Origin of the sequence: Bradyrhizobium sp. AUGA SZCCT0105 (assembly GCF_018129565.1) — a bacterium.
Taxonomy (GTDB): domain Bacteria; phylum Pseudomonadota; class Alphaproteobacteria; order Rhizobiales; family Xanthobacteraceae; genus Bradyrhizobium.
This window is the reverse complement of record NZ_JAFCMK010000001.1, coordinates 1,524,641-1,550,745: the sequence shown is the minus strand read 5'-3', so window position 1 is coordinate 1,550,745 and position 26,105 is coordinate 1,524,641. Positions and strand designations below refer to the sequence as shown.

Here is a 26,105-nt window from a genome sequence, read left to right as displayed (position 1 = left end):
TTGAAGCATGTACCGGCATATTCTCATTCCGACGGATGGGTCGGAACTAGCGAAGCATGGTATCGCCCAAGGGATGGCGCTCGCGAAATCCCTCGGAGCGAAGGTATCCGTGATTTTCGTCGTGGAGCCTTTTTCAGAACTGACGGGCCATTTCCGCGATACGGTCGCCAACTATGCTGAGATGCGGAAAGAGCAGGCCACCAACACGTTGAACGAGGCGGCGAAGGCGGCCAGGCAAGCCGGCGTTCCCTGCGAGACCCTGCTGGCGGAGAACGGGCAACCCCATCAAGCGATCATCGCGGCGACCGCGGACAGGGGTTGCGATCTCATCGTCATGTCGTCGCATGGACGCAGTGGACTCTCCGTGCTTCTGATCGGCAGTGTGACAAACAAGGTGCTGGCGCAGGCGAAAACCCCCGTGCTGGTTTGTCCGTGAATGATCGGACGCTCGACGAATGAGAGCGTCAGCGCGCAGCGCCAGCCAAAAGAAAACGCCGTCCCCTTGCGGGGACGGCGGAAGCCACTCACGCAGTACTGAAGCTATTATTAGTTGTTGCCGTGGTGCTCGGCGTGATGCCGGCTCGCCTCGGTGTGGTGATGCTGGGCATGGCTGGCGTGACCATGGGCGCTGTGCGCGTGATGCGCCGCCTTGTGATGATCGCCGGCTTCGTGGTGCTTGGCGGCTTCGCGGTGATGACGCGCCGCGTGTTCGTGATGCTCGGCGGCCTTGTGGTGATGCTCAACGCCTGCGTGGTCGCTCATGAAGATCTCCCGGTGTGGCGAGTGAAGTCCGCCATTCTTATGCAGGAGCGCTGACATTCTGCTGACGGCTGCAAGACAGCTTTGTTGCGGTTGTTCATCTATGTTGCGGGGCATCGCCATGTTGCGGCGCGCATCAGCGCCGCTGCATCAGTCGGCCGCCCGTCATTCCGGCGATGGAAAGCGCTCGACGGTCGGCAGCTCATGCGCCGCTTCCATCCAGCGCAACCGCTCCGCGACCTGGATATGCATCGTGGCCGGCACCGCATCGGGATCGTCATAGGTGCCGCTCTGAATGTCGATCAAGCCGGGCAACATGTTGCCATTGGTGTAGAAAAGCCCGGTGCCGCAGTTCGCGCAAAAGTGCCGCCGGCCATGCTCGGAGGACCGGTAGATGCTGGGCTGCCCCTTGGTCACCTTGACCATGCCTTCAGCGACCATCACCCAGCCGACCATCGGCGCGCCGGCATGGCGCCGGCAATCGGTGCAGTGACACAGCGCATGGACGACCGGTTCCCCGGTTACCTCGTAACGAATCTCGCCGCAGTGACAGCCGCCGGTGACGCCAGCCATGTTTTCCTCCGACCGATCAGTGGTTTGCCGGGTCGATAGCGTTGCAGACCTCAAACTTTCAATGGCGCATCTTGCCCTTGCGTCCACCTGTCGCGCCGGCCGTATGCCTGCTGATGTCGCGGCCGGCTTTCCGGCTCTCACGAAATCGTCATCCCGGCCCTCAACCCCTCCAAAGCCCCGGGAATAAACCCTTAGGCCCGCCGATCACCTTCCCGGAAACCCAATCCCTGGGCCCAACGGGAGACTTGCTATGAGCGGACACGATCACGACCACCACGATGAAGAGAAGGGCGTCAGCCGACGCAAGGTGCTGGAATGCATGACCTGGGCCGGCACCGGCGTACTCTGGACGGTTACCGGCGGCGTGCCGCATTCGCTCGGCATCGTCGGCTCGGCGGCCGCAGCCGAAGCGACCACCGGCATGACCTTCATGCAGATCAGCGACAGCCATGTCGGCTTCGACAAGCCGGCCAACCCGAACGCCATCGGCACACTTGAGGAGGCCATCAACAAGGTCCGGGCGATGCAGGTCAAGCCGTCGTTCATGATCCACACCGGCGACATCACGCATCTGTCGAAGGCGTCCGAATTCGATGACGCCGATCGCATCATCTCGCAGGCCAAGCTCGACGTGCATTACGTGCCGGGCGAGCACGACTTCATCGACGAGGAGGTCAAGCTCTACAAGGAACGCTACGGCAAGGGCACCAAGGGTCCAGGCTACTACTCCTTCGACGCCGGCGGCGTGCATTTCGTCGGCCTCGTCAACGTCGTCGACCTCAAGGGCGGCGGCCTCGGCAATCTCGGCAACGAGCAGCTGGAATGGCTCGAGAACGACCTCAAGGGCCGCTCGAAGTCGACGCCGATCGTGCTGTTCGCCCACATCCCGCTGTGGACGGTCTATCCGCAATGGGGCTGGGGCACCGAGGACGGCGCCCGCGCGCTGGAATACGTCAAGGGCTTCGGCTCGGTCACCGTGCTCAACGGCCACATCCACCAGGTGATGCAGAAGGTCGAGGGCAACGTCACCTTCCACACCGCGCGTTCGACGGCCTTCCCGCAGCCGGCGCCCGGTGCCGCCCCCTCCCCCGGCCCGATGAAGGTTGAGGATGCCAAGCTGCGCAGCATGCTCGGCGTCGCCAGCATCAACTTCAAGCAGAACAGCCAGCCGCTGGCGATCATCGACACGCCGCTGCAGGGCTGAGGGACGAGACCGATGAGTTCGATCAATCGACGCGACTTCGGTATAGCCGTGGTCGCGACCATGCTGCTTCCTGTCACGGCGGCCCGCGCCGAAGACGTCGCGGTCCACATCGACAACTTCTCGTTCGCGCCGAACCCGCTCGACGTGAAGGTCGGCACCACCGTGACCTGGACCAACCGCGACGACATCCCGCACACCGTGGTGTGTGCGGGAAAATTCCGCTCCAAGACCATGGATACCGACGGCACCTTCTCGTTCACCTTCACGGAGCCCGGCGAGTACAAGTATTTCTGCTCGCTGCATCCGCACATGACAGGCAGTATCAAGGTTGGGTAACGTGACCACCCATACAATCACAGCGATGCCCGGCCGGTGGCCCTCCGCCCCCGGCCGGGCACAAGCCGTCTCTCGAGATGCCGGGCAGGACACGATGGTTGTCAAAGCGTCGCAAGACGATCCCGAAAAGGCGCGGCGCTTCCGCGAAGCCGCGCTGCCATACCTTGACGACGCCTTTACCCTGGCACGCTACCTGCTGCGCGATGCCGCCGACGCCGAGGATGCGGTGCAGGAATGCTATCTGCGCGCCTACAAGCATTTCGACAGCTACCGTGGACCTGCGATGAAGCCGTGGCTGTTTGCGATCCTGCGCAATGTCTGCCGCGCCGAATATGCACGCCGCAAGACCGCCCCCACCGCGGTCGAGGAGCTGCCCGAAGGCGGCGATCAGACCCCGCTGTGGAACGAGGCCCCGGAGACACCGGAAAAGCAGCTGCTGCGTCGCTTCGACGGCGACACCGTGCGCAAGCTGGTCGCGGCGCTCGCCGAGCCGTTCCGCGAGACCTTTGTGCTCAGGGAAATCCAGAATCTTTCTTACCGCGAGATCGCCGATGTCGCCGCCGTGCCTGTCGGCACCGTGATGTCCCGCCTCGCACGCGCCCGCGCCATGCTGCGATCGGCCTGGCTCGCGGAACAGGAGCAAGTGAAATGAATTGCGAGGAAGCCGAAGTGCTGGTCCACGCGCTGATCGACGGCGAACTCGATGCCGGCCATGCGCGCGAAGTGGAAGCCCATATCGAGGGTTGCGCGCATTGCGCCGCCCTGATGAAGGAGTATCAGGAGATCCGCCAGGCGATCGCCGAGAGCGACGTGCGCTACAAGGCACCACTCGAGCTGCGCCGCAAGATCGAGAAGGCGTTGCCGCAACCGCAGGCGGCGCCGACCCGGCGCTCGGTGCTGCGCGGCTTCGCGATGGGCTCTGCGGTGTCGGCGATGGCCGCGACCGGCCTCGTCGCGATCGTGCTGCGCAATGACGACGAGCAGCGCATCGAGAACGAGGTGGTGTCGGCGCATCTGCGCTCGCTGCAGGCCGGCCACCTCATCGACGTGGTCTCGACCGATCAGCATACGGTCAAGCCCTGGTTCAACGGCAAGCTCGACGTCTCGCCGCCGGTGATCGATCTCACCGCGCAGGGCTTTACCCTGATCGGCGGCCGGCTCGACTACGTCAACGCCCGCGAGATCGGCGCCGTGGTCTACAAGCGCCGCCAGCACGTCATCAACCTGTTCGTGGCGCAGACCGCGAGCACCGAACGGAAGTCGGCGCAGATCTCGACCTTGCAGGGCTTCAACATCCGGCGCTGGAGCGACCGCGGCCTGAATTACTGGGCGGTCAGCGATCTCGGCGCCGATGAGCTGACGGAGTTCGGCGACAAATTCGAGGGCGCGATGCGTGCGAACAAGGAGGGGTGAGGACTCGTAGCCCGGATGCAGCGAAGCGCAATCCGGGTCAGTCTTGCAAGTGTCGAGAACCCCGGATTTCGCTTCGCTGCATCCGGGCTACAGGTTCGGGCCTACGCCGACTTGCGCACCGCATTGTCGACCAGCGTCTTGCCGAGCGACCAGATCGCGCCGGGCACCTTGTGGCTGCCGGCGATCACCTCGTCAAACGACTTCTCGATCCAGCTGCAATCCTCTTCGGTGATCACGAGCGGCGGCAACAGCTTGATGGTGTGGAGGCCGTGGCCGGCGACCTGGGTCAGGATCTTGTGATCCTTGAACAGCGGCACCGTGATCAGCTGACAGAACAGGCCCTTATTGGCGGTCTCCAGTAGATTCCACGACGCCTTGAGCCGCAGCGATTTCGGCGGACCGAACTCGACGCCGATCATCAAGCCCTTGCCGCGGACTTCCTTCATCAGCTCATAGCCGGGCACCATGCGCGTCAGCGCAAGGCGGAGCTCGGCGCCGCGCTTGGCGGCGTTCTCGACGAGCTTCTCTGCCTTGATGACATCGAGCGTGGCGATGCCGGCGGCCATCGCCAGATCGTTCTTGGCGAAGGTCGAGCCATGCACGACGGCGCGATCCATCTGGTTGAAGATCTTGTCGAAGATGCTCTTGCGCGTCAGCAGCGCGCCGATCGGCACGTGGCCGCCGGACAGCGCCTTCGCCAGCAGCACCATGTCGGGCTCGATGCCCCAGTGCTCGATCGCGAGGAACTTGCCGGTGCGGCCGATGCCGGTCTGGATCTCGTCGGCGATGAACAGCGTGCCGTATTTGCGGCACAGCGCCAGCGCGCCGGGCAGGAACTCGTCGGTGGGCATATTGACGCCCTTGCCCTGGATCGGCTCGACGATGAAGGCGCCGACCTGGCGCGACGACAGCGCTTTTTCGAGCGCCTCGAGGTCGTTGAAGGGGATCGCGGTGCAACCCGGCAGCAGCGGCTCGAAGCCGCTGCGGAAATTCGTATCATCGGTCAGCGACAGCGCGCCGTAGGACAGGCCGTGGAACGAATGCCCGCAATAGACGATGCCGGGGCGACCGGTCGCGCCGCGCGCGAACTTGATCGCCGCTTCGACGGTTTCGGCACCGGAATTGGCGAAAAACACCTTGTCCAGATATGGGACATATTCCAGAAGCCGTTCCGCGAGCACGCCGGCGAGCGTCGAGACGTCGAGCTGCACCAGATTGGGCAGATCGGCGTCGAGCACGCTCTTCAGCGCCTTGCGCAGGTCCGGATGATTGCGACCAATCGCAAAAACGCCAAATCCACTCAATAGATCGAGGTAACGAGCCCCCTGACGATCGAAGAGGTATTGGCCTTGCCCCTTCTGGAAGCCGACGTCATAGCCGATGGTCTTGAGGACGCGAACGAGCTGCTCGTTGAGGTGACGCGTGTGCATGGCACCGCGCTGCCCCTCGCGCTCCACAAAAATCTCGGAAACGTCTAAATTGGAACTTACCATTCGTTACATACGTCGGTTGATGGCCATCTCGTCAACTTAAAACGCTCGCTAGCGGCGTTTTGACCCCCGCTCGGATCGTCTAGTTAAGCACAGGTTTGGACCATGTTGCACTGCCCAAGAACTTTCGCGCGTACAATAGCCTTTTCAGGTTTATTTTTGGCCACCGTATTATCACCGGCACTTGCAGCGGACCCGACCGGCGACTGGAAGGTCGCAGATGGTGTCGCCACCATCCGCGTCGCCCAGTGTAATGGCAACATGTGGGGTGCGGTGTCCTGGGAAAAAACCCCCGGCGGCAAGGATAAGAACAATCCTGATCCGGCGAAGCAAAGCAGGCCGACGCTCGGCATGCCGATCCTGATCGACATGAAGAAGAAGGCCGGCGCCGACGCGTGGGAAGGCCAAGTCTACAACGCGAAGGACGGCCAGCTCTACAGCTCGACCATCAAGCCCGTCGGCACCGATCAGCTCGAGATCCAGGGCTGCGTGCTCGGCTTCCTCTGTGGCGGCGAGACCTGGACCCGCGTCGGTCCGCCGATCCCCGTCAGCGCCGCCGGCAACCCGCCTGCCGCGGGCAGCCCGGCAGCGAAGGGTGCCCTGCCCAAATCGGCAGCGCCGCAGAAGACCACCGGCGTCGTGGCGCCTGCCACCAAGCCGGGGCAAAAGCAGGCAACCACTGCCCCAGGCAACGCCAATGCGTCTGCTGACGTCGTGGGTGATATTTGCCTGCTGCCAGACATCGCGCGACCGACGCATTGACAAAGGCCAGCTGGCGACGCCGCACGCGGTCGCGCGCATGCCGGCTGGTTCGTGACATTGATGCGTGCCTGAATTTAGGGCTCGGCGGCACCTCGCCGCCAAGCCTGATCGCCCACGCGTCAGGTGACGTCGTTGGCGATATCCTCTTCCTTGAGGGCCTCGCGCGGCTTGCCCATCAGCGCCGGCTGGAACAGCAACACCGCCGCGAGCGTGGTGACGAGCGAGAGCGCAAGCAGCTTGCCCATGCTCGCAGTGCCGGGATGGCTGGACAGCCACAGGCTGCCGAACGCGGTCGCCGTGGTCAGCGCGCTGAAAAAGATCGCACGCGTCAGGCTCGACTGCAGCAGGTTCGTCCTGCCCTGCCGCCATGCCGTGACATAGTAGATCTTGAACGCGACGCCGACGCCGAGCAGCAGCGGCAGCGCGACGATGTTGGCGAAGTTGAGCGGCAGCCCGATCAGCACGCAAATCTCCAGCGTGACGATGCCGGCGACCAGGAGCGGCACCAGCGTCATCAGCACGTCGACGACGCGGCGCAGCGTCAGCCACAGCAACAGGCCGATCGTGACCAGCGCCAGAATGCCGGCGTGGATGAACGCATTCACGATGACATCGCCCGACTTCAGGATCGAGACCGGCCCGCCGATCGCGGTCGGCTCGGCGGCGAGCACGGCGTCGGCAAAGCGGCGCAGATTGTCGTTGTCGTTCGGATCGCCCTTCGGCTCGACCTCGACACGCATCAGGCCGTCCTTGGTCCTCCAGCTCTCGACCAGTTCCGGCGGCAGGTTCTGCAGCGTGACGGTCTGGGCCTGCAGCGTGTTGCGGAGCTGATCGAACACGATCTTCATCGGCGCGACGAAGACGTCCTGTGCCTTGTCGCGGATCGACTGGTTCGAATCGGCCAGCTTCTGCAGGGCGTCGGCGAGCCGGCGCGCGGCAACCGCGCCCGCCCCCTTGCCGTCGCCCGCGGTCCTGCGCAGGTTGTCGACCGAGCTCTTCAGCGACTCGACATTCTCCTGATCCGACGGCGCCGGATCGACCGAGTCGGGGTTGAGCGCGGGGCCGAGCGTCTTGGCGGCCTGTGCGATCAGCTTCAGCTTGGCCGGCTGATCATCAGGCACGAAGCTGTCGAGCGACATCACGCGCGACACCTGCGGCAGCTTCTCGAGCTTGGCCTCGATCTTCTTGGCGTCGGCCTCCGAGCGCGTCATCACGTTGATGGCGTTGGCGCCGGTGTTCGGATCGTTTCTCAGGTCGAGGAAGGTCGCGATCGATTCCGCGTGCTTGTTGCGCAGATTGATCGGGTTGAAATCGAACTTCATGTAGTGCAGCAGCGGCAGGCCCGCGACCGTGACCAGGATCGTGCCGACGATGATCGGGACGCGATGCTTTTCGAGGAAGTGATCGAGCGGCGCCAGGAAGGCGTAGCCGACCGGCTCCTTCTCTCCAGGCGGATTGAGCAGGTCGAGCAGCGCCGGCAGCACCGTGATGCTGGTGATGAAGGCCACCAGCATGCCGGCGCCGGCGATCTTGCCGAGTTCGGAGATGCCCTTGTAGTCGGTCGGCAGGAAGCACAGGAAGCCGGCGGCGGTCGCCATCGCCGCGAGCGACAGCGGCACCGCCGAGCGGCGCGCGGCGTTTTCCAGCGCCAGCGTCAGATTGTCGTTCTTGTAGCGCTCGGAGCGGTAGCGGACGCTGAACTGGATGCCGAAGTCGACGCCGAGACCAACGAACAGCACCGCGAAGGCGATCGAAAGCAGGTTCAGCGATCCGACCATCATCAGACCGACCGCCGTGGTGAGGGCAAGACCGATGAACAGGTTCACGAACACCGCGAAGATGATCTTGCCGGAATGCAGCGCCAGCCAGAGGATGATCAGCACGATCACCACGGTGCCGATGCCGTTGCGGATCGCGCCGTCCTGCACGGTGGCGTATTCCTCGTTGGCGATCGGCACGGGTCCGGTCAGGCGGACGCGCGCGTGATACTCGGTCGGGAATTTCAGGTCGGCCGCCGCCTGCCGGATCGCATCGGTTGCGTCCTTGCCCGGCTCCAGCGCCGAATAGTCGATGATCGGCTTGATCTCGATGAAGGCACGCTTGTCCGAATCGGTCAGCGGCTTGTCGCTGGTGAGCTCACGCCAGGAGAAGGTCGCATTGCCCTTGGCGAGGACGGTCTCGACGGTCTCGGAGATCAGGTTGAAGGGCGGAGCGGCGTTGTCGAGCTTGACCTGTCCGCGCTTGACGCCGGCAAGGCCGGTCTCGAGCGCACCGGTCAGTCCGCGAATTGAAGGATCGCCGGCCATGATCTCGATCAGCGGCGCCGCCGATTCGAGCTGGCCCGTGACCTTGCCGACCTCTTCGGTCGGCAGGAACAGCAAGCCGTTCTTCTCGAAGAATTCGCCGGAGCCGAGCGCGGTGATCGCCTCGAAGTTCTTCTTGTCGGCTTGCAGCTTCGCGGTGAGCGCCTTCGCGGCCGAGCTGGTCAGCTCGGGCGTCGCGGCCTCGACGACAGCCAGGATCAGCCGCTCGCGGTCAAAGGCTTCCTCGAACTGGTTGTCGCGCTTGCGCCAATCCAGATCCGGCGAGATCAGCTTGTTGATGTCGGTGTTGATCGAGAAGTTGCGAGCCGTATAGAAGCCGGCGCCGATCGACAGCAGCACCGAGAGAATGACAACCGGAAGGGCAAAACGCGTACAGGTCCTAACAACGGAGACGACAATATTTGTCAGCACTTCGTTTCTTTCTAAGCTCGGGGAAGCATGGCCGAAAACGCCCGCTCTGTAGCGGAGTTCCCGGGACCGATCTAATGTTGTTTTGGTTATCTTCCCCGACGAGATGGCGAGGAGGTTCCAAACCACAGGAACGGCCACGAGTCGCCGGTATAGACCGCAGGAGTGGGCGATAAAGTGACGAACAAGTGAGGGAGACGGACGGTCGCAGGACCCAAAATCCACACTATATTACCTCAAGCCTTCCACTTGGCTGGCTACTCATCCGCTCGAAGCGCTACCTTTTTGCCACAAATCCCTGTATTTCCATGCCCTTGAGGGCGCGGATCACGCGTGCAGGACCTGAGATGGTGCGGACATTGCAACTGAAGTTGCGGCGTCCGACCGGGCGGAGTGCGTTGTCGAAATGGCCGCAGGGCATGGAATGAGATTGGTGCAATTTGCGTAACGGACGACCTATGGAAGTGTTTCTTGCTCAGCCGCGCGGCTTTTGCGCGGGCGTTGTGCGCGCGATCGAAATCGTCGAACGCGCGCTGCAGAAGTATGGCCCGCCGGTCTATGTCCGCCACGAGATCGTTCACAACAAATACGTGGTCGAAAGCCTGAAGAAGAAGGGCGCGATCTTCGTCGAGGACCTGTCGGAAGTGCCGGCCAAGGCGGTGACCGTCTTCAGTGCCCATGGCGTCGCCAGGAGCGTCGAGGAGGAGGCGGAGGCCCGCGACCTGCCCGTGCTCAATGCCACCTGCCCGCTCGTCACGAAGGTCCACAACCAGGGTAAGCGCTATATCTCGAGGGGCCGCGCCCTGATCCTGATCGGGCATGCCGGCCATCCCGAGGTCGAGGGAACCATGGGGCAGGTTCCGGGGCCGGTCCTGCTGGTCCAGAGCGTTCAGGATGTGTCGGAATTGCGGCTGCCGACCGACGCCCCGGTCGCCTATATCACCCAGACCACCCTGTCGGTGGACGACACCAGGGACATCATCGCGGCCCTTCAGGCAAAATTTACAGATATTCAAGGCCCGGACATCAGGGATATCTGCTATGCGACACAGAACCGCCAATCTGCGGTAAGGGACCTGAGTAAGCTGGTGGACGTCATTTTGGTGGTGGGGGCCGCCAATAGTTCCAACTCGAACAGGCTTCGTGAGATCGGCACCGAGGTTGGTGTCGCGAGTTATCTCATTGCCGATGGGAGCGAGCTCAACCCGGATTGGCTGAAGGATGCGAAGGCCGTCGGCATTACGGCGGGTGCATCGGCACCTGAGGTTTTGGTCGACGATGTCATCGAGGCCCTGCGGCGCATCGGACCGGTGTCGGTCTCGGTCGTTCCGGGCCGCGAAGAGAATATCGAATTCCGGCTGCCGGCCGAACTGACTGCGGGCTGATCTGAACCCACTTCCCTTTGATAAGTGCAGAAAGAAAATCCTCTAATGGCTATACCGTTCTTCAAGGAAATGCGTATCGGCGGTTATCTGATCAAGCAGAAGCTGCTTGGCCGCAAACGCTATCCGCTCGTGCTGATGCTGGAACCCCTGTTCCGTTGCAACCTTGCCTGCGTTGGCTGCGGCAAGATCGATTATCCCGATGCGATCCTCAATCGCCGCATGACCGCACAGGAATGCTGGGACGCGGCCGATGAATGCGGCGCACCGATGGTGGCGATCCCGGGCGGCGAGCCGCTGATCCACAAGGAGATCGGCGAGATCGTGCGCGGCCTCGTGGCGCGCAAGAAGTTCGTCTCGCTGTGTACCAATGCGCTGTTGCTCGAGAAGAAGCTCGATCTGTTCGAGCCGTCGCCCTATTTGTTCTTCTCGGTGCATCTCGACGGCCTGAAGGACCATCACGACAAGGCGGTGTCGCAGAAGGGCGTGTTCGATCGCGCCGTCTCCGCGATCAAGGCGGCGAAGGCGCGCGGCTTCACGGTCAACGTCAACGCCACGATCTTCGACGGCCATCCGGCCGAGGAGATCGCCAAATTCCTCGACTTCACCACCGAGCTCGGCGTCGGCGTCTCGATGTCGCCGGGTTACGCCTATGAGCGTGCGCCGGACCAGGAGCACTTCCTCAACCGCACCAAGACCAAGAAGCTGTTCCGCGACGTCTTTGCGCTCGGCAAGGGCAAGAAATGGAATTTCATGCATTCCGGCCTGTTCCTCGACTTCCTGGCCGGCAACCAGGAATACGAGTGCACGCCCTGGGGCATGCCGGCGCGCAACATCTTCGGCTGGCAGAAGCCCTGCTATCTGCTCGGTGAAGGCTACGCCAAGACCTTCAAGGAGCTGATGGACACCACCGATTGGGAGACCTACGGCACCGGCAAGTACGAGAAGTGCGCCGACTGTATGGCCCATTGCGGTTACGAGCCCACCGCGGCGACCGCTGCGATCAACAATCCGCTGAAGGCGATGTGGGTCGCGCTGCGCGGCATCAAGACCACTGGCCCGATGGCGCCGGAGATCGACATGTCGAAGCAGCGTCCGGCACAGTACATCTTCGCCGAGCAGGTCGAGAAGAAGCTCTCGGATATCCGCCGCGACGAGGCTGCGGCTGCCGCCGCCAAGCAGCAGCAGAAGGCTTCCAGCGCCGCGTAAAGGTCCATGTGAGCGGACTGCAGAACGAACAAGGGCCTCGGTTCAGCGAACCGGGGCCCTTTTTTCCTGGATCAGGATGCCGCCTGCTCTCGCCGGGCTCGCAACAGCAGCTGTTCGATCTCGGCTGCGCGCGGAGCGCTGAGTGTGCCACGCTCGATCCCGAGCGGGACATTGCGCAGCGCCAGTTCGCGATACAACGCGCCCGAGGCGGGAAAGCGCTCGTCCAGGGCCCGCAGGTGCTTGACGATCGTTCCGACGTCGCCGCGCGCCACGCAGCCACCCATGCCGTTGGCGAGGCCACCGTCGAGAACGGCCGCGACGGTGCCCCGCAGCAGCGGCATCATGGCGCGCAGCGCGTCGGCCTCGCTGGCGCCAAAGCTCTTCCAGAGCTCGACGCCTTCCTTGAGCAGCGAGATCAGGAACGGGCCGACGTAGTAGGCCGAGGCATGATAGATCGCCCGCACACCGGCCGGCAGCGCCAGCGGCTCGCAGCCGATGCTGGTGGCGAGCCGCTCGAGGTCGCGCCGGAAGTCGCCTTCAGCTTCGATGCCGACAGTGCATCCGCGCAGCCCCTCGAGCGCGACGTCAGGATTTGCAAACATCTGCATCGGGTGAAATCCGCCGGTTGCGGCGCCCGCCGACCGCGCATGGTCGAGCGCGGCCAGTTCGGTCGCGCCGCTACAATGGACGACGCGGTGACGCGGCTCCCAGTGCAGATCGCTGCAGACCGGCAGAATCGCGTCGTCGCTCACGGTGAGGAAAACCATGTCGCAGAAGTCAACGACCTGCTGCGCGTCGATCATCGGCCGTGCCGACGGGATGCGGGATCCGAGACGCTGCGCGGCATCGGGACCGCGGTTGTAGAAGGCTGCGACGTTCAGACCCGCGCGGGCGAACGCCGGCGCGAGCGTCTGCGCCACGCGGCCGGCGCCGATGAAGCCGATCCGTAACGCCCGCGACGCGCTCATTGCGCATAGCTCCTGTCGATGCGGTCGAGCCTGCGCCGCAGCGCCGGCCATTCCAGCAGCCCGTAGCCGGCTTGCAGATTTTGCGCCGCTTCATTCAGCACCGGATTGGTGTCGCGCTCATTGTCCAGCGTGATCTCGGTGCCGGCAAAGCAGGTCACCGTGTTGCCGATCGCCAGTTCGCTCGGCGCATGCAGCGGCCGGCCGCAGCCGAGCGCATCGACCTGGATCCGGCAAGCCTGCTCCAGCCAGTAGATCGCATTGAACGCCTGCGGAATGGTGTTGCCGCAGACCAGAAGGCCATGATTGCGCAACACCAGCACGTTGTTGCGGCCGAGATCGGCGACGACCCGGTCGCATTCGTCGCGATCGATCGCCGGTCCCTCGAAGTCGTGATAGCCGATCCGCCCGTGAAACCGCATTGCCGTCTGCGACAGCGGCAGCAGCCCTTCGGCAAGCGTGCTGACCGCGGTGCCGGCCCGGGTGTGGGTATGCAGAACGCATTTCACGTCGGGCCGTGCGCGATGGATCGGGGCATGCAGATAGAAGCCGGCCACGTTGACGTTGTAGCCGTGGTCGGGCTGCAGCAAGGTCCGGCCCTCGATGTCGATCTTGACGAGGCTCGACGCCGTGATCTCCTCATAGAGCATGCCGTACGGATTGATCAGATAACGATCGTCATACCCCGGGACCTGCGCGCTGATGTGGTTGTAGATCAGGTCGGTCATTCCATAGAGCGCGACCAGGCGGTAGCACGCCGCGAGATCGACCCGCATCGCCCACTCCTCTTCTCCGACGATCGCCCTGACGTCGTTGACGGCACAAACTTCGGTCTGACGCATATGACTGGGACCCTTATCGACGGATGACGGAGGCGCGTTCGACGACCTTGCCGAGGCCTTCCGACGACGGAAGCGCGCCGAACACATGCATCCCGTCGGCGCCAAATCTGGATTGCACGAAGAGATCGGCCGCGGTGGCATCGCCATGCCGCAACATCTCGGCCGCCTGCAACGCATGCGCCATGCGGGTGACGAGCGCCCGTGCATACCCGTCGTCCGGATATCGTGCCAGCAAGCGATCCGCGAGATCGTCCGTGTACCGGTCATAGACCGCATTGAGGCCCCTGCTCGCACGCAGTTCGTCGACGAACGCGTCCCGGCAATTTGCATCCCGTTGCATGGCGCGCAGCACGTCCATGCACATCATGTTGGAGGTGCCTTCCCAGATCGAGTTCAGCGGCGCCTCGCGGTAGAGCCGCGCCATCGCATTCTCCATAATGAAGCCGTTGCCGCCATGCACCTGCAGGCACTCATAGGTGAAAGCCGGCGCACGCTGGCAATTCCAGAACTTCACCACGGGAGTGGCGACCCGCGCCAGCAGCCGTTCATGGTCGCTCGTCTGCAGGCCGTCGGTCGCACGCGCGACGCGAAATGCGCCCAGCATCGCCGCCTCGCTCTCGAGTGCGAGATCGGCAAGCACGTTGCGCTGCATCGGGAGCTCGGCCATCGGCTTGCCGAACGCGGTTCGCGTTTGCGCGTGGTTCAGTGCCAGGCTCAACGCCTGCCGCATCAGCCCGGCAGAGCCGACCGCGAAATCCAGCCGGGTCAAATGAGCATGCGAAAGGATCTCCGCGACGCCGCGGCCTTCCTCACCAACCAGGATCGACCACGTATCGTGATACTCGATCTCGCTCGACGCGTTCGAACGGTTGCCGCACTTGTCCTTCAGGCGCTGAATGTGGATGCGGTTGGCGCTGCCATCCGGCAACAGGCGCGGCACGAACAGGCAACTGACGCCGGATTGGGTGCGCGCCAGCGTGTAGAATCCATCCGCGACCGGCACCGAGAAGAACCATTTGTGGCCGGTGATCGCATAGATCTCGCCATGCGCGCCGCGCTCGACGAAGCGCGCGGTGGTCTGGGTCTCACGCAGATCGGAGCCACCCTGCTTCTCGGTCATCGCATAGCCGATCACCGCCGCACGCTTGACCTCGATCGGAAGCCGGCGTGGATCGTAGTCCGCCGCCAGCGTTCGTTCCCGCCACAGGCTGAATTGCGGCTTGCCGGAAAACCCGGCGATTGCGGCGTACGCCATCCCGGTTGGACAACCGACGCCGTTCTCGATCTGATTCCAGAGATAGCTCAGCGCCGCGCGCGCCAGATGGCCTTGTGGCTCGCGCGTCGACCAGGCGAGGCTATGGACCTCGCTCTGGAACGCCAGCGCCATCAATTGATGCCATGCCGGATGAAACTCGACCCAATCATTGCGGTTGCCATACCGGTCATGGGTCAAGAGCTTCGGCTCGTGCTCGTTGGCAAGCCGCGCGGCCTCCTGCACAGCTTCGCTGCCGGCATGGGCCCCGAGCGCGGAAAGCCTGTCTCTTGCCCACGGCGCGGTCTTTGCGATCAGATCGCTCAACGCGCGGTCGTCATCGAACGCGTTGAAGTCTGCGGCTGGCCGCGCCTGATTGCGGACTTCATGGGTCGCGAACGCACTGGCTTTTGCTTCCGCGACGGCAACCGGCTGGACGCGCGCATTCATGCGGAAACTCTCGATACAGGGGTCAATTCAGGCGCGGGATGGCGAAACAGCATGCGCGCGGAAAGCCCCGCGATCGTCTGAGCGATCGCCTTTGCCGCGTCGGAGTCCGGGGCTGCTTCGGGCGCCAGCGGACCAACCAGCGCCTCCATGAAAGCGCCGGCCACGCAGGAGGCCGCGACATTCGCATCGATATCGACGAACTCGCCGTTGGCGATGCCGCGCCGGACCAGCCTTGCGATCTGGTCGGCCAGGGCCGCCCGGTATTTCAGGCGCGCCGCGTCGATCTCGGGTTCACAGGGTTCGGCGATCAACGCATAGGCCAGACGGCGGCCGCGCATCGCCCGGACCGAGAAGGTGTAGATCGCGTCCACCAGACACTGGGACGCGGATCCCTCCGCCTCGGCGATTGCGGCGACAACGGCCACCTCGCGCTCGGAAACCAGGGCGAGCACCTGCGCGTACAGGTCCGCCTTCGAGTCGAAGTAGCGATACACGCTGCCCGTGGCCACGCCGGCCCGTGAGGCGATCAGGGCGATCTGGGCGTCCTTCCACCCACTCAGCGCCACGGCGTCCCTCGCGGCATCCAGAATGCGGGCCTTGGTCTCGACCAGTTGGTTGAGGCGAACTGCTGCGATTGCCATAGTGAACCTTAATTCATGAATTCAGGATCATAGTTCATATTCGGTCGAATGCCGGTATCTGTCAAGCATCCACGGGGCGATCCGAGGTCGCAGGACGGCGCACACCGCCCGCGGACGCCGTGGCTGGGCTTGCAGGATCATCGGAGACTTGCCGTGCCACGCGCAGGCAGGAACAGGCCTCGAGGGTCACCCGCCCGCAAGCCGGCAAATGCACGCCCGGCAAATCGCCCGCTGAACGCCCGGAACCCGGACCGGCGTGACATCGAACCAAACCATCAGGCACCAAAGCAAAAGGCCCGATCGCGATGCGATCGGGCCTCTATTTTTGAGGTTGATTGTTTTGAGCTCGGTGCGGCGAGCAACGCTGTCCTGGCCCGGGACAGCTGGATCAGGCCGCCTTCGCCACCAAGACATCGTCCACCGGCATCAGCACGTCGCTGCCGAGCAGGAAGCCGCGGCAGCTGCGCAGCGAGCGCAGCGCGCGATTGAAATCGATACCGGTCGACACCAGTGCCCGCAGCGTCCGCGGATTGCGCACGATGCCGCGCAGCACCTTGCGCAGGTCGATGTCGCCGTTCGGCTTCACCGCGGATTTCGCAAGCTCGGGCAGCGCCCGGTGCGCGGGATCGCTGATCACGCGCAGCGCGGCGAATGGAACGCCCGCCTTGGCGGCATAGGCTGCCGCGATGTGGCTTTCCATGTCGACTGCGGCTGCGCCCGTCATCGAGCGTAGGGCGGCCTTGCAGGCCTTCGCCGCGATCACCTGCTCGACGCCGGCAAGCCCGCCGCGGACGATCCGGCGGCGCTTCAGCGCGGCGCTGGCGATCATCTCTTCGTTCAGGGCGGATGCGGCCAGGAAACGGGTATCGCCGGACATCACTTCGGTCGCGACCACGACGTCGCCCGACTTGAGCGACGGATCGAGCCCGCCGGCCACGCCGAACGAAATCACGCCGCGGAAGCTCGTCGGATCCAGCGTCGCCAGCAATTCACGCAGCTGCTGCGGATCGCTCGAGCTGCAGATCACGATCATGCCGGGACCGGCTGCGATGCGGGCCTCCTGCACCAATCCAGTCACAATCAATACCGGCCGAGGATCAATTCTACTGCCCACGGTCTCGGCGGCCCCCGCCTCAACAATCACATCCCGACCCCTACCACCCTGCTATTGGTGCTTCTCAAATTCCGATACCGCGCCAGCGCCCAGAGCGGAAAGAACTTCGAGTAGCCATGATATCGCAAGTAAAATACCCGCGGAAACCCCGTAGCTGTGTATCGCTGCTCGTCCCACAGCCCTTTTTCCGTCTGTGTTGCCTTTAGGTACTCCACCCCCCGCGCAACGGCGGGATTTTCGACCTCTCCGGCCGCCATCAATCCAAGCAAGGCCCATGCCGTTTGCGAGGAGGTCGACGGCGCAACTTCATAACCCTTGTAATCCAGCCGGTAACTGACGGCGTCCTCGCCCCAGCCACCGTCCTGATTCTGGACTGACGCCAGCCAATCGACCGCTTTCCGAATCATCGGGTCGTTGCGATCGATCCCTGCGACATTTAGCGCGGAGAGCACCGACCAGGTGCCGTAGACGTAATTCAGGCCCCAGCGGCCGTACCAGGAGCCCTCGGCGAGCTGGGTGCGGCGCAGATAGGCGATACCGTCGGCCATCGCCTTGCTGCTCTCCGCGGTCTCGCCGAGCTGGCCCAGCATCGAGATGCAGCGCGCCGTGACATCCTCGGTCGGCGGATCGAGCAAGGCGCCGTGATCGGAGAACGGGATGTTGTTGAGGTAATATTCGAGATTGTTGGCGTCGAACGCCGCCCAGCCGCCGTCGCGGCTCTGCAGCCCCTCGATCCACTCGCGGCCGCGCGCGATCGCCTCGTCATATTCCCTGGTTCCGCTGTGACGCCGCACGCGGTCCATCGCCATCACGACCACCGCGGTGTCGTCGAGATCGGGATAGTGATCGTTGTTGTACTGGAACGCCCAGCCGCCGGGACGGACACCCGGCGCCTTGACCGCCCAGTCGCCCTTCAGCTCCAGCACCTGGCGCGGCTTCAGCCAGTCGAGCCCCTGCTTGGCCTTGGCGAGCGTATCGTCGCCGCCCGCTTCCTGCAGCGCATGACAGGTCAGCGCGGTGTCCCACACCGGCGAGACGCAGGGCTGGCAATAGGCCTCGTGCTCGCCGACCACCAGCAGCTTGTCGATGCCGCGGCGGGTGACGGCGCGCGGCGGGAAATTCTCGTCCTTGCCGAGCGCCTCATACATCATGACGATGTTGGCCATCGGCGGATAGATCGCGCCCATGCCGTCTTCGCCGTTCAACCGCTCTTCGGTGAAGGCGAGCGCGGCGTCGATCGCGCGCTGGCGCAGGCGCCTCGGAAACATCGGCTCGATCACGCGCAGCACGGCGTCGAGCGAGCGGAACAGATAGAACCAGCCTGCGCTCTGATGCGGCGCCTTCGGCGCCATGCGGACCGATTTCGGATCCTCCAGGAACAATTCGTCGATGCCGACGCCCTTCGGATTCTTGGCGCGCGGCTTCAGCGCAGCGAGCACCATCAGCGGCACCATGGTGGTGCGCGCCCAGTAGGAGATCTTGTTGATGTGGAACGGCGACCACATCGGCAGCAGCATGATCTCGATCGGCAGCACCGGCGTCGCGCGCCAGGTCACGACGCCATAGAGCGCAAGCATGAAGCGCGTGAACACGTTGCTGCCCGAAGCCCCGCCGCGCAAACGGATCGCCTCGCGCGCCCGCACCATGTGCGGCGCGTCGACGGAGTCGCCGATCATCTTCAGCGCGAAGTACGACTTCACGCTGGCGCTCATGTCGAACGGGCCGTCATGCACCAGCGGCCAGCCGCCATGCGCGCCCTGGACGCGGCGCAGATAGTTGCCGAGCTTGGCCTCGAGCGCGGCGTCGACGGGCTCGGCCAGGTAGTGACGCAGCAGGATGTACTCGGCCGGGATGGTGCTGTCGGCCTCGAGCTCGAATATCCAGTGCCCGTCGGACTGGCGATAGCCGAGCAGCGCTTCGGTTGCCTTGGAGATGCTCTTCTCCAGCGCGACCGGATCGACTGCGACGCTGTGATCTCTCGAAAGCATTTCGCTCGATATCCTCTTCATTGCGGACCGGCTGATCGAAAGCCGCGGCCGCTTAACAGGTCGAATCTAGCGCCTGGCCAGAACCAGATCTGCGGCGCGATCACCCGACCGCACCGACCCCTCGATGGTTGCCGGCAACCCGGTAGCAGTCCAGTCGCCGGCAAGGAACAGGTTTTTTTGCGCCGTCGTGGGCCCCGGACGCAGGGCGTTCTGCTCCGGCGTCGCCTCAAATGTGGCGCGGCGCTCGCGCACGATCTGCCACGGCGGCAAGTCGCCGGAAACGCCGGATGCCTTGCAGATGTCCCGCCAGATCGCCTGCGCGAGCTCCTCGCGCGGCATGTCGACCAGGCGGTCGCCGTTGCTGATCGTAACCGACAGCCGCTGCGGGAACGCGAACAGCCACTCCACGAGGCCGCCGACCACGCCGAGAATGGGCGCGGCGTCGCGCGGCGGATCGACGCGGAAATGCGCGTTCACGATGGCGCGGAATTTGGTCGGGGTTTTCAGGCCGGGCAGCAGGGTTGCCGCCGCGCGCGGCGGCACCGCGAGCACCACGGCATCGTCGGCCGCCAGCGTGATCTTGTCGCCACCGCCGAAGTCGAGCTCGCTAATGCGATCACCCGATATGCCAAGCGTACGCAATTCGTGACTGAACTGGACGCTGTGGCCCCGCTCCTGCAGCAGCTTCACGGCCGGCTCGATCAGCACCGAGCTCAGGCCATCACGCGCGATCAGCGGACGGCAGGCCTGCCCGCCGGCGAGCAGCGTCTCGCGCACGATGGCGCCGGCTAGCCCGGCCGAGCCCTCCGGCGGATCGACGTTCAATGCGGCGAGCAGCAGCGGCTGCACCAGGCGGTCATACAGCGTGCCCTTGCAGGGAATGGTGTTGCCGACCAGTGCCGCGGTGCCGGCCCAGGCCAGCGGCGCCAATGCGAGATAATCGCGCAGGCCGGTGTCCGGGACACGGCGCGCCTCGTCGAACACCCACAGCGGCAGGCGGGAGTCGCCGAGGTCGAGCTGCCAGCGCTGGCCGGTGGCCAGATCGACGAACGGAAACTGCGCGCGCGCAGGTCCCACGAGGCCCGCCTCGGTGCCGATCGAACGCGCGTAGCTCAGCGCATGGCGGTTGCCCGACAGCAGCAGATGGTTGCCGTTGTCGATGGTGAGATTGGTGGCGGCATCGAAATAGGAACGGCAGCGGCCGCCGGCCTGCTGCGTCGCCTCGTGGACGGCAACCTTGTAGCCGCCATTGGCGAGCCGCACGGCCGCGGAGAGGCCGGAAATACCGGCACCGATGATATGAACGGTCTTTTGCATCAGATGATCGCGTAACGAAGAAGAATGCCGATCTTGGCTGCCTTGGACACACGCACCGGCTCACGCGGAGCGGCAAAGCCGCGCGCGATCAGGAGATCGAGGATCGCGCGGTAGTATTTCGACATGATCCGCGGCGCACGCACCGCGCGGCGCGAATTGCGCTTCATGATCTCGTCGGACTTCTGGAAGTGCATCTTGGCGCGCTCGGCAAGCGGCGCGCAGACTTTCGGCAGCGCGCGGTCGGCGGTGACGCGGGCCGGGTCGTTGTTAGTGATGCCGGCATGCCAGAGCCATTCGCGCGGCAGATAGAGCCGGCCGAGACCGGCATCCTCGTCGATGTCGCGCAGGATGTTGGTGAGCTGCAGCGCGCGGCCGAGATGGTAGGCGAGCTCGATGCCGTCCTCCTCGGGCAGGCCGAACACGCGTACCGACAGCCGGCCGACCGCGCTCGCGACGCGATCGCAATACAGGTCGAGCGTCGCAAGATCGGGCGCGCGGATGTCCTGCGGCACGTCCATCTCCATGCCGTCGACGATCGCGACGAAATCCTCGCGCTTCAGGCCGAAGGCCTTCACCGACGCGACATAGTCCCTCAGCCGCTCCGGCGGATGCCCCGCATAGAGCGCATCGATATCTTCGCGCCACTGCTGCAAGGCGGCCAGGCGCTCCGGCCGCGGACCGTCGGAATCGGCGATGTCGTCGACCTGCCGGCAGAAGCTGTAGATCTGGAACATCGCCTCGCGCTGCGCGTGCGGCAGGATGCGCATCGCGGCATAGAACGAGCTGCCCGACGCGGTGCTTCCGTAATTTGCGTTGGCCGCCGCCTCAGCACTCATGCCCCTGCCGCCGTCTTGGAGACCGCACGCCGTCCGATCGCCCGCCGCGCCGTCTCGCCGGCGACGCCGCCAAGGCTCTGCAGCAGCAGTTCGACCGGGCCCAGATGCACGCGCTCACTGAGCGGGTCGCGCACCTTCAGCATGTTGACGATCTTGTCGGCGAACGCCTGGATCACCGAGATCTCGAGCCCTAGCCGGAAATCCTTCACTTCGGCGGCGAGCGACTTGCTCTGCTCGAGCAGCGCCGCGGTGCGCAGCGCGAGCGCCTGCAGGCATTTGAGCAGGGCCGGCTGCGACTTCGCCTCGCCGAGCATCTCGACGGTCGCACCCGTAGCGGCCAGCGCATCGCGCGGCAGATAGACGCGGTTCAGGTTCCGGTAGTCCTTGCCGCAGTCCTGCAGATGGTTGTTGATCTGCAATCCGGCGCAGAGCGCGTCCGACGCCGCCCAGGTCGAAATATCCTCGCCGTGCACGTCGAGCATGAAGCGCCCGACCGGCATCGCCGAGTAACGGCAATAATCGATCACGTCGTCCCAGTTTTCGTAGCGCAGTTTGGTGACGTCGAGCCGGAACGCCACCAGCACGTCGAGCGCATGCCGCGGCGGCATGCCGCGCTCGGCAAAGGCGCGGCGCAGGCTGACCGCTTCCTTCTGGCTATCGCCATTGCCGAGCAGCTCGGCCTCCATGAGGTCGAGATAGCGCAGCTTCTCTTCGGCGGGCAGCGTGGCGTGATCGGCGATATCGTCGGCGGTGCGGACGAAATTGTAGAAGGCCAGGATCAGGGCACGATGCCGCGGATGAATGATCCACGACGCGACCGGAAAATTCTCGTCGCGGTGGGTCTTTCCGGATCGCAGGTCGCTCGCGGTGGTCATGGGAAATTTGGGCTACACTGGTCATGGCACGACGCAGGCGCGGACGGTCAGGCGCATGCGGGGGATTTGCGAGCCCCATATAGGGGAATACGCCACCAAAACCAATGCTATCTGTGACCGCCAGCATATGTGACCGCGGCCGGCATGGCTGCCAGCCGCGGTATTGATAGCGGTCCCTTGAGACCTGAATTCGGTCTTATTGGCCGTGGGTCTTCAGCACCTGGTCGCAGGCGGCGCTGATCTTGCTGCGGTTCTGCTGCAGACAGGCGAGGATGGTGAAGTCGCCCTGATCGATCACGGAACGGCAGTGACGCTGCACGTCACGCGTGCAGGCCTTCTGCTCATCGGGCGTACCGCGCCCTTGCTGCTGGGCGAAGGCGCTGGACGAGAGCGGGATCGACAACACGGCAACAGCCAGGAGAAATTTACGCATCGTATTCCTTCATTTCCGACAGCAGAAAATCTGTTCCCGAAACGCGTTTCGGCATGGCCGGGACGGATTTGGGGGATTGCAGACGCCACGTAACGCGGCAACGGATTGACGACAAGCACTGCTAAATGCGGCTAAATTTGCGGCGCTGTAAACCCCTGCTTAAGCCATTGATTTAACACAACGATTCATGCCATCACTTTGTCGCGTTTGGGTATTGCGGATCACACTCGCGCAAAGCTACATGCCATCATGAGGCCAATGGTTTCTGATTCTGTTCGATGACAACAGGGCTCGCGCACGCCGCTTCTGTCGTTTGAACCTAACATTCTTGGGTGACACTAAACCTTCGATGCGGCGAGACGCTTTCTTGCGAAAGAAGCGTTGATTTTGATGGGAAAATTCACAATGAAACTGTTTGGTTCCAGCCTTTATGGTCAGGCCCTCAGAGCTGTAGGCGTCGGCGCCGCATTGATGCTGTCTGCCTCCGCAGTCCATGCCCAGGCCAGCGGTCCGTTTGCCGGTTTTGCCGGCTCGTGGACCGGATCGGGCACGGTGGCGTTGTCCAACGGCACGACCGAACGCATTCGTTGCAAGGCGGACTACAAGGTCGCGCCATCGGGCATGAATCTGAAGCAGTCGCTGCATTGTGCGAGCGACAGCTACAAGTTCGACCTCTCCAGCGACGTCACCAGCCAGGGCGACCGGATCTCCGGCAACTGGAGCGAGGCCAGCCGCAACATCTTCGGCAATTTACAGGGCACCGCGGGCGGCGGGCGGATCGACGTGTTCGTCGAGGCCTCCGGCTTTGCCGCCAACCTGAACCTGCAGACCAACGGCTCCAAGCAGGTCGTGCAGATCGACTCCAAGGGCGAGATCCGCGGCGTCACGATCACCATGACGAAGACCTGACCCTCCGGCCGATTTGGCAGGCAAACAAAAAAGCCCGGTTCCGAGCACTTCGGAACCGGGCTTTTTGTTGCGAGTCTTTGTTGCCCGTCGATCAGGCCTTTTCAATCGGCGCCGGTTGGCCGCCCTTGCCGCGGAGCTTTTGCGACAGGTTGATCAGGAACATCGAGGTCGGCCGTAGGATGAAGAGGTCCGCGACCAGGGCCGCGACCATCGAGAACGCGCTGAGCCAACCGAACAGCCGCAGCGACGGCAGGTCGGAGAACACGGTGACGACGAGGCCGCAGGCCAGCACCACCGTGGTCAGGATCAGCGCGGGGCCGACCAGCACGGTGGCGCGCTCCACTGCAAGCTCCGGCGTGACACCGGGCTTGGTCTCCAGCCGCAGGCGATTGAGGAAGTGGATGGTGGCGCTGAGGCCGAGGCCGAACGACACGGTCAACGCCACGACGCTGGCGAATTGCAGCCCCTCCCCGAGCAGCCACAGCACCGTGCCTGACAGCACCACCGGGAAGATGCCGGGCAGGATACAGGAGAACATCACCACGACCGAGCGGAACGCGAGCCCGATGAAGATCGCGACCAGCGCGAACTCCACGGTGAGGCCGCGGTTGAGCTTCTCGATCATGTTGGCGCTGTTGCGCGCGGCAATCACCGACAGGCCGGTGACCGCGATCTCGTAGCCGGGATGCTCGGCACGCACCTTGTCCAGCGAGTGATCGAGCTTGTTCACCACCGGAAGCAGCTGGCTGGAATCGAGATCCGGGACGCGGCCCGACACCACGACGGCATCCTGATCCTTCGAGATGAAGCGGCGCACCAGATGCTCGGGAATCACGCTGACATATTCCTTCAGCGTCGCGACATCATTGCTGCCGGCCTTCTCGGCGAGCCAGCGCCGCAGGGTTTCCAGCGACCAGACGTTGCCGACGCCGGCGCTGTCCTCGACCATCGCGTGAACGTCGGCGATCGTCTTCAGCGTCTCCGGCGAGTAGAGCGATTGGCCCTTGGGAAATTCGATCAGCACGTCGACCGGATTGGCGCCGGTCAGCTTGGCGTCGAGCCGGCTCGACGCCTCCACCGCCTGCCGCTTGTCCGGCACCTGGTCGGCGAGCCGGTAGCGCGGCTCCAGATTGGCGTAGATGATGCCGAGGCCGCCGACGACGATCAGCGCGAGCAGGCTGAACAGCCCGGGACGGCCGACCATGCGCACCGCGATCCAGTAGCAGAAATTGCGCAGCGCCTGCACGCCGGCGTCCGCGCTCTGGAACTTGACCGCGAAGACCTTCTCGTTGCGCACCAGCAGGATGCCGAACACCGGCACCAGCGACAGCACAGCGACCAGCGCGATGATGGTCGCCGCAAGCCCGGCCTCGCCGAACTTGCGGATCAGGTCGGAATCCGAGAACTGCAACGCGATGAAGGAAATCCCCGCCGTGCCGTGCGTCAGCACGCAGGCCGGGCCGACCACCAGCACCGCGTTCTTGAACGCGGTGAACTTGTCCTGGCCCGCGATCAGCCGATCGCGCGCCGCGAATGTCAACTGCATCGAGTCGGAGAAGCTGATCACCATGATGAGCGGCGTCATCACGTTGAGGAACATGTTGAGATTGAAATTTGCCCAGCCGAGGCCGCCGAGCGCGAGCAGGATCGCGATCATCGGCGGGAACGCCGCCGCCACCATGAAGGAAATCTTGCGGAAGAAGATGATGGCGATGACGCAGCCGGCGAGGATGCCGAGGATGTTGTAGGTCAGGCCGTCGCGCTCGACCGCATTGCGGATCTCGAGCTGCATGACCGGCACGCCGGACAGCTGGGCATTGAGCCCGCTGCCGCCGAGATCGTCGGCCATGATCTTCCTGATGTCGCCGACCACCTTGCTGAGCTTGTTGCTGCCGACCACCTCCGGCTCGAGCGACAGCACGACCAGCGCGAGCGTGCCATCCTCCGACAACAGCTTGCCGCGGATGATCTCGTTGCTTTTGACGGTCTCGACGAACTTGTCATAGGCCGCGCCCTCGGGGAGTTCATTGGGGAACAGCGCCGCCGGCAGCTTGCCGGGCTCGGGCGCCTGGCGCGCCGAGAACAGCGACACCAGGCCGCGCACGCCCTCGACGAGCTGCAGGTCTGTGACCATGTCACGGAGCTTGCCGAGATTGTCGCGTTCGAGCAGCGTCTTGCCTTCGACCACGACGAGGACGTCGAACTCGGTCGCCGGGAAGCGCTTGGTCACCGCCTCATATTGCTTGTAGTCCTTTGATTCGGAACGGAACAGCTGCGACAGCGAGTCGTCGATCTTGATCCGGTGCACGCCGAACACCGCGCCGATCAACAACAGGACGAGCACGACACAGGACAGGATCGGCGCCCGCATCGGGATCAGGCCGAGACGCTCGATCCCGAACGCGATGCTGGGGCCCGACCGCGGCTCTTCGACCTTCTCGACGTGGACCTGACTTTCGGAGTTCTTTTCGAGCATGCCCTGTCCAGTTCTGAAAACGGCTCAATCTGTCTAGCTTGGGTCGAGGGGCGCGAATGAGGCGGGTGAGCGCGGCTTATCGGCGCTAGTCCTTGAAAACACGCGAATATTGACCGGCGCGTGTTTTACCTGTCTGCACCTTTGCTC

General features: G+C 64.1%; 24 protein-coding genes. 10 read left to right on the top strand and 14 right to left on the bottom strand.

The window, feature by feature from the left end:
• Positions 1-7: 7 nt before the first annotated feature.
• Both JQ573_RS07035 and JQ573_RS07030 read left to right on the top strand, forming a co-directional pair.
• Positions 8-436, top strand: a complete 429-nt coding sequence (locus JQ573_RS07035) for a universal stress protein (protein ID WP_212311104.1) — start codon at positions 8-10, stop codon at positions 434-436.
• Between the two features lie 122 nt (positions 437-558).
• A complete protein-coding gene (locus tag JQ573_RS07030; protein WP_212311105.1) occupies positions 559-816 on the top strand; it encodes a hypothetical protein in 258 nt (85 codons plus the stop codon).
• A 108-nt stretch (positions 817-924) separates the two neighbouring features.
• Here JQ573_RS07030 and JQ573_RS07025 read toward each other — a convergent pair whose 3' ends face one another.
• Positions 925-1,332 (bottom strand): GFA family protein, encoded by a 408-nt coding sequence (locus JQ573_RS07025; protein WP_212311106.1) that lies wholly within the window; start codon positions 1,330-1,332, stop codon positions 925-927.
• 250 nt (positions 1,333-1,582) lie between these two features.
• On the opposite strand from JQ573_RS07025, the gene JQ573_RS07020 reads away from it, so the two are divergent.
• From JQ573_RS07020 to JQ573_RS07005, 4 genes are all read left to right on the top strand, one after another.
• On the top strand, positions 1,583-2,536 hold the full coding sequence (locus JQ573_RS07020; protein ID WP_176532574.1) for a metallophosphoesterase: 954 nt from the start codon (positions 1,583-1,585) through the stop codon (positions 2,534-2,536).
• Positions 2,537-2,548: 12 nt separating this feature from the next.
• A complete protein-coding gene (locus JQ573_RS07015) occupies positions 2,549-2,872 on the top strand; it encodes a cupredoxin family copper-binding protein (protein ID WP_024579453.1) in 324 nt (107 codons plus the stop codon).
• Between the two features lie 94 nt (positions 2,873-2,966).
• Complete coding sequence (locus JQ573_RS07010) at positions 2,967-3,524, top strand: sigma-70 family RNA polymerase sigma factor (RefSeq protein ID WP_212311681.1); 558 nt, start codon at positions 2,967-2,969, stop codon at positions 3,522-3,524.
• Positions 3,521-4,285: an anti-sigma factor gene (locus JQ573_RS07005; RefSeq protein ID WP_212311107.1), complete on the top strand. Its 765-nt coding sequence runs from the start codon at positions 3,521-3,523 to the stop codon at positions 4,283-4,285. The genes JQ573_RS07010 and JQ573_RS07005 overlap by 4 nt, the downstream gene beginning before the upstream one ends.
• Before the next feature lie 101 nt (positions 4,286-4,386).
• Here the strand turns inward: JQ573_RS07005 and hpnO are convergent, their stop codons facing one another.
• Positions 4,387-5,778: an aspartate aminotransferase family protein gene (hpnO, locus tag JQ573_RS07000; RefSeq protein WP_212311108.1), complete on the bottom strand. Its 1,392-nt coding sequence runs from the start codon at positions 5,776-5,778 to the stop codon at positions 4,387-4,389.
• 102 nt (positions 5,779-5,880) lie between these two features.
• Here hpnO and JQ573_RS06995 point away from each other — a divergent pair, with 102 nt between their 5' ends.
• On the top strand, positions 5,881-6,537 hold the full coding sequence (locus JQ573_RS06995; RefSeq protein ID WP_212311109.1) for a DUF2147 domain-containing protein: 657 nt from the start codon (positions 5,881-5,883) through the stop codon (positions 6,535-6,537).
• A gap of 119 nt (positions 6,538-6,656) precedes the next feature.
• Here JQ573_RS06995 and JQ573_RS06990 read toward each other — a convergent pair whose 3' ends face one another.
• Positions 6,657-9,272: an MMPL family transporter gene (locus tag JQ573_RS06990; protein WP_212311110.1), complete on the bottom strand. Its 2,616-nt coding sequence runs from the start codon at positions 9,270-9,272 to the stop codon at positions 6,657-6,659.
• A 455-nt stretch (positions 9,273-9,727) separates the two neighbouring features.
• On the opposite strand from JQ573_RS06990, the gene ispH reads away from it, so the two are divergent.
• The gene (gene ispH / locus JQ573_RS06985; RefSeq protein WP_212311111.1) at positions 9,728-10,654 is read left to right on the top strand and encodes a 4-hydroxy-3-methylbut-2-enyl diphosphate reductase; all 927 of its coding nucleotides are present in this window, start codon (positions 9,728-9,730) and stop codon (positions 10,652-10,654) included.
• A 45-nt stretch (positions 10,655-10,699) separates the two neighbouring features.
• Complete coding sequence (gene hpnH, locus JQ573_RS06980; RefSeq protein WP_212311112.1) at positions 10,700-11,860, top strand: adenosyl-hopene transferase HpnH; 1,161 nt, start codon at positions 10,700-10,702, stop codon at positions 11,858-11,860.
• Between the two features lie 71 nt (positions 11,861-11,931).
• Here the strand turns inward: hpnH and JQ573_RS06975 are convergent, their stop codons facing one another.
• The 10 genes from JQ573_RS06975 to JQ573_RS06930 form a co-directional block, all read right to left on the bottom strand.
• Positions 11,932-12,879 carry a Rossmann-like and DUF2520 domain-containing protein gene (locus JQ573_RS06975; protein WP_249131243.1) on the bottom strand — a complete coding sequence of 316 codons (948 nt, stop codon included), beginning with the start codon at positions 12,877-12,879 and terminating at the stop codon, positions 11,932-11,934.
• Positions 12,825-13,667, bottom strand: a complete 843-nt coding sequence (locus JQ573_RS06970) for a class II aldolase/adducin family protein (RefSeq protein WP_212311113.1) — start codon at positions 13,665-13,667, stop codon at positions 12,825-12,827. The genes JQ573_RS06975 and JQ573_RS06970 overlap by 55 nt, the downstream gene beginning before the upstream one ends.
• A 13-nt stretch (positions 13,668-13,680) precedes the next feature.
• Positions 13,681-15,369, bottom strand: a complete 1,689-nt coding sequence (locus JQ573_RS06965; RefSeq protein ID WP_212311114.1) for an acyl-CoA dehydrogenase family protein — start codon at positions 15,367-15,369, stop codon at positions 13,681-13,683.
• Entirely contained in the window at positions 15,366-16,010 is a 645-nt protein-coding gene (locus JQ573_RS06960; RefSeq protein ID WP_212311115.1) for a TetR/AcrR family transcriptional regulator, read from the bottom strand. Before JQ573_RS06960 ends, JQ573_RS06965 begins: the two co-directional genes overlap by 4 nt.
• A gap of 388 nt (positions 16,011-16,398) precedes the next feature.
• Complete coding sequence (locus JQ573_RS06955) at positions 16,399-17,154, bottom strand: phosphorylase (protein WP_409334636.1); 756 nt, start codon at positions 17,152-17,154, stop codon at positions 16,399-16,401.
• Positions 17,151-19,112 (bottom strand): squalene--hopene cyclase, encoded by a 1,962-nt coding sequence (gene shc / locus JQ573_RS06950; RefSeq protein ID WP_212311116.1) that lies wholly within the window; start codon positions 19,110-19,112, stop codon positions 17,151-17,153. The genes JQ573_RS06955 and shc overlap by 4 nt, the downstream gene beginning before the upstream one ends.
• A 66-nt stretch (positions 19,113-19,178) precedes the next feature.
• Positions 19,179-20,429: a hydroxysqualene dehydroxylase HpnE gene (hpnE, locus tag JQ573_RS06945; protein ID WP_212311117.1), complete on the bottom strand. Its 1,251-nt coding sequence runs from the start codon at positions 20,427-20,429 to the stop codon at positions 19,179-19,181.
• Positions 20,429-21,265 (bottom strand): presqualene diphosphate synthase HpnD, encoded by an 837-nt coding sequence (gene hpnD, locus JQ573_RS06940; protein WP_212311118.1) that lies wholly within the window; start codon positions 21,263-21,265, stop codon positions 20,429-20,431. Before hpnD ends, hpnE begins: the two co-directional genes overlap by 1 nt.
• Positions 21,262-22,140: a squalene synthase HpnC gene (gene hpnC / locus JQ573_RS06935; RefSeq protein WP_212311119.1), complete on the bottom strand. Its 879-nt coding sequence runs from the start codon at positions 22,138-22,140 to the stop codon at positions 21,262-21,264. Before hpnC ends, hpnD begins: the two co-directional genes overlap by 4 nt.
• Before the next feature lie 196 nt (positions 22,141-22,336).
• On the bottom strand, positions 22,337-22,573 hold the full coding sequence (locus JQ573_RS06930; protein WP_097670565.1) for a hypothetical protein: 237 nt from the start codon (positions 22,571-22,573) through the stop codon (positions 22,337-22,339).
• Positions 22,574-22,978: 405 nt separating this feature from the next.
• On the opposite strand from JQ573_RS06930, the gene JQ573_RS06925 reads away from it, so the two are divergent.
• On the top strand, positions 22,979-23,482 hold the full coding sequence (locus JQ573_RS06925; protein ID WP_212311120.1) for a hypothetical protein: 504 nt from the start codon (positions 22,979-22,981) through the stop codon (positions 23,480-23,482).
• A 91-nt stretch (positions 23,483-23,573) separates the two neighbouring features.
• Here the strand turns inward: JQ573_RS06925 and JQ573_RS06920 are convergent, their stop codons facing one another.
• Positions 23,574-25,958 carry an RND family transporter gene (locus JQ573_RS06920; RefSeq protein ID WP_212311121.1) on the bottom strand — a complete coding sequence of 795 codons (2,385 nt, stop codon included), beginning with the start codon at positions 25,956-25,958 and terminating at the stop codon, positions 23,574-23,576.
• Positions 25,959-26,105: the final 147 nt, after the last annotated feature.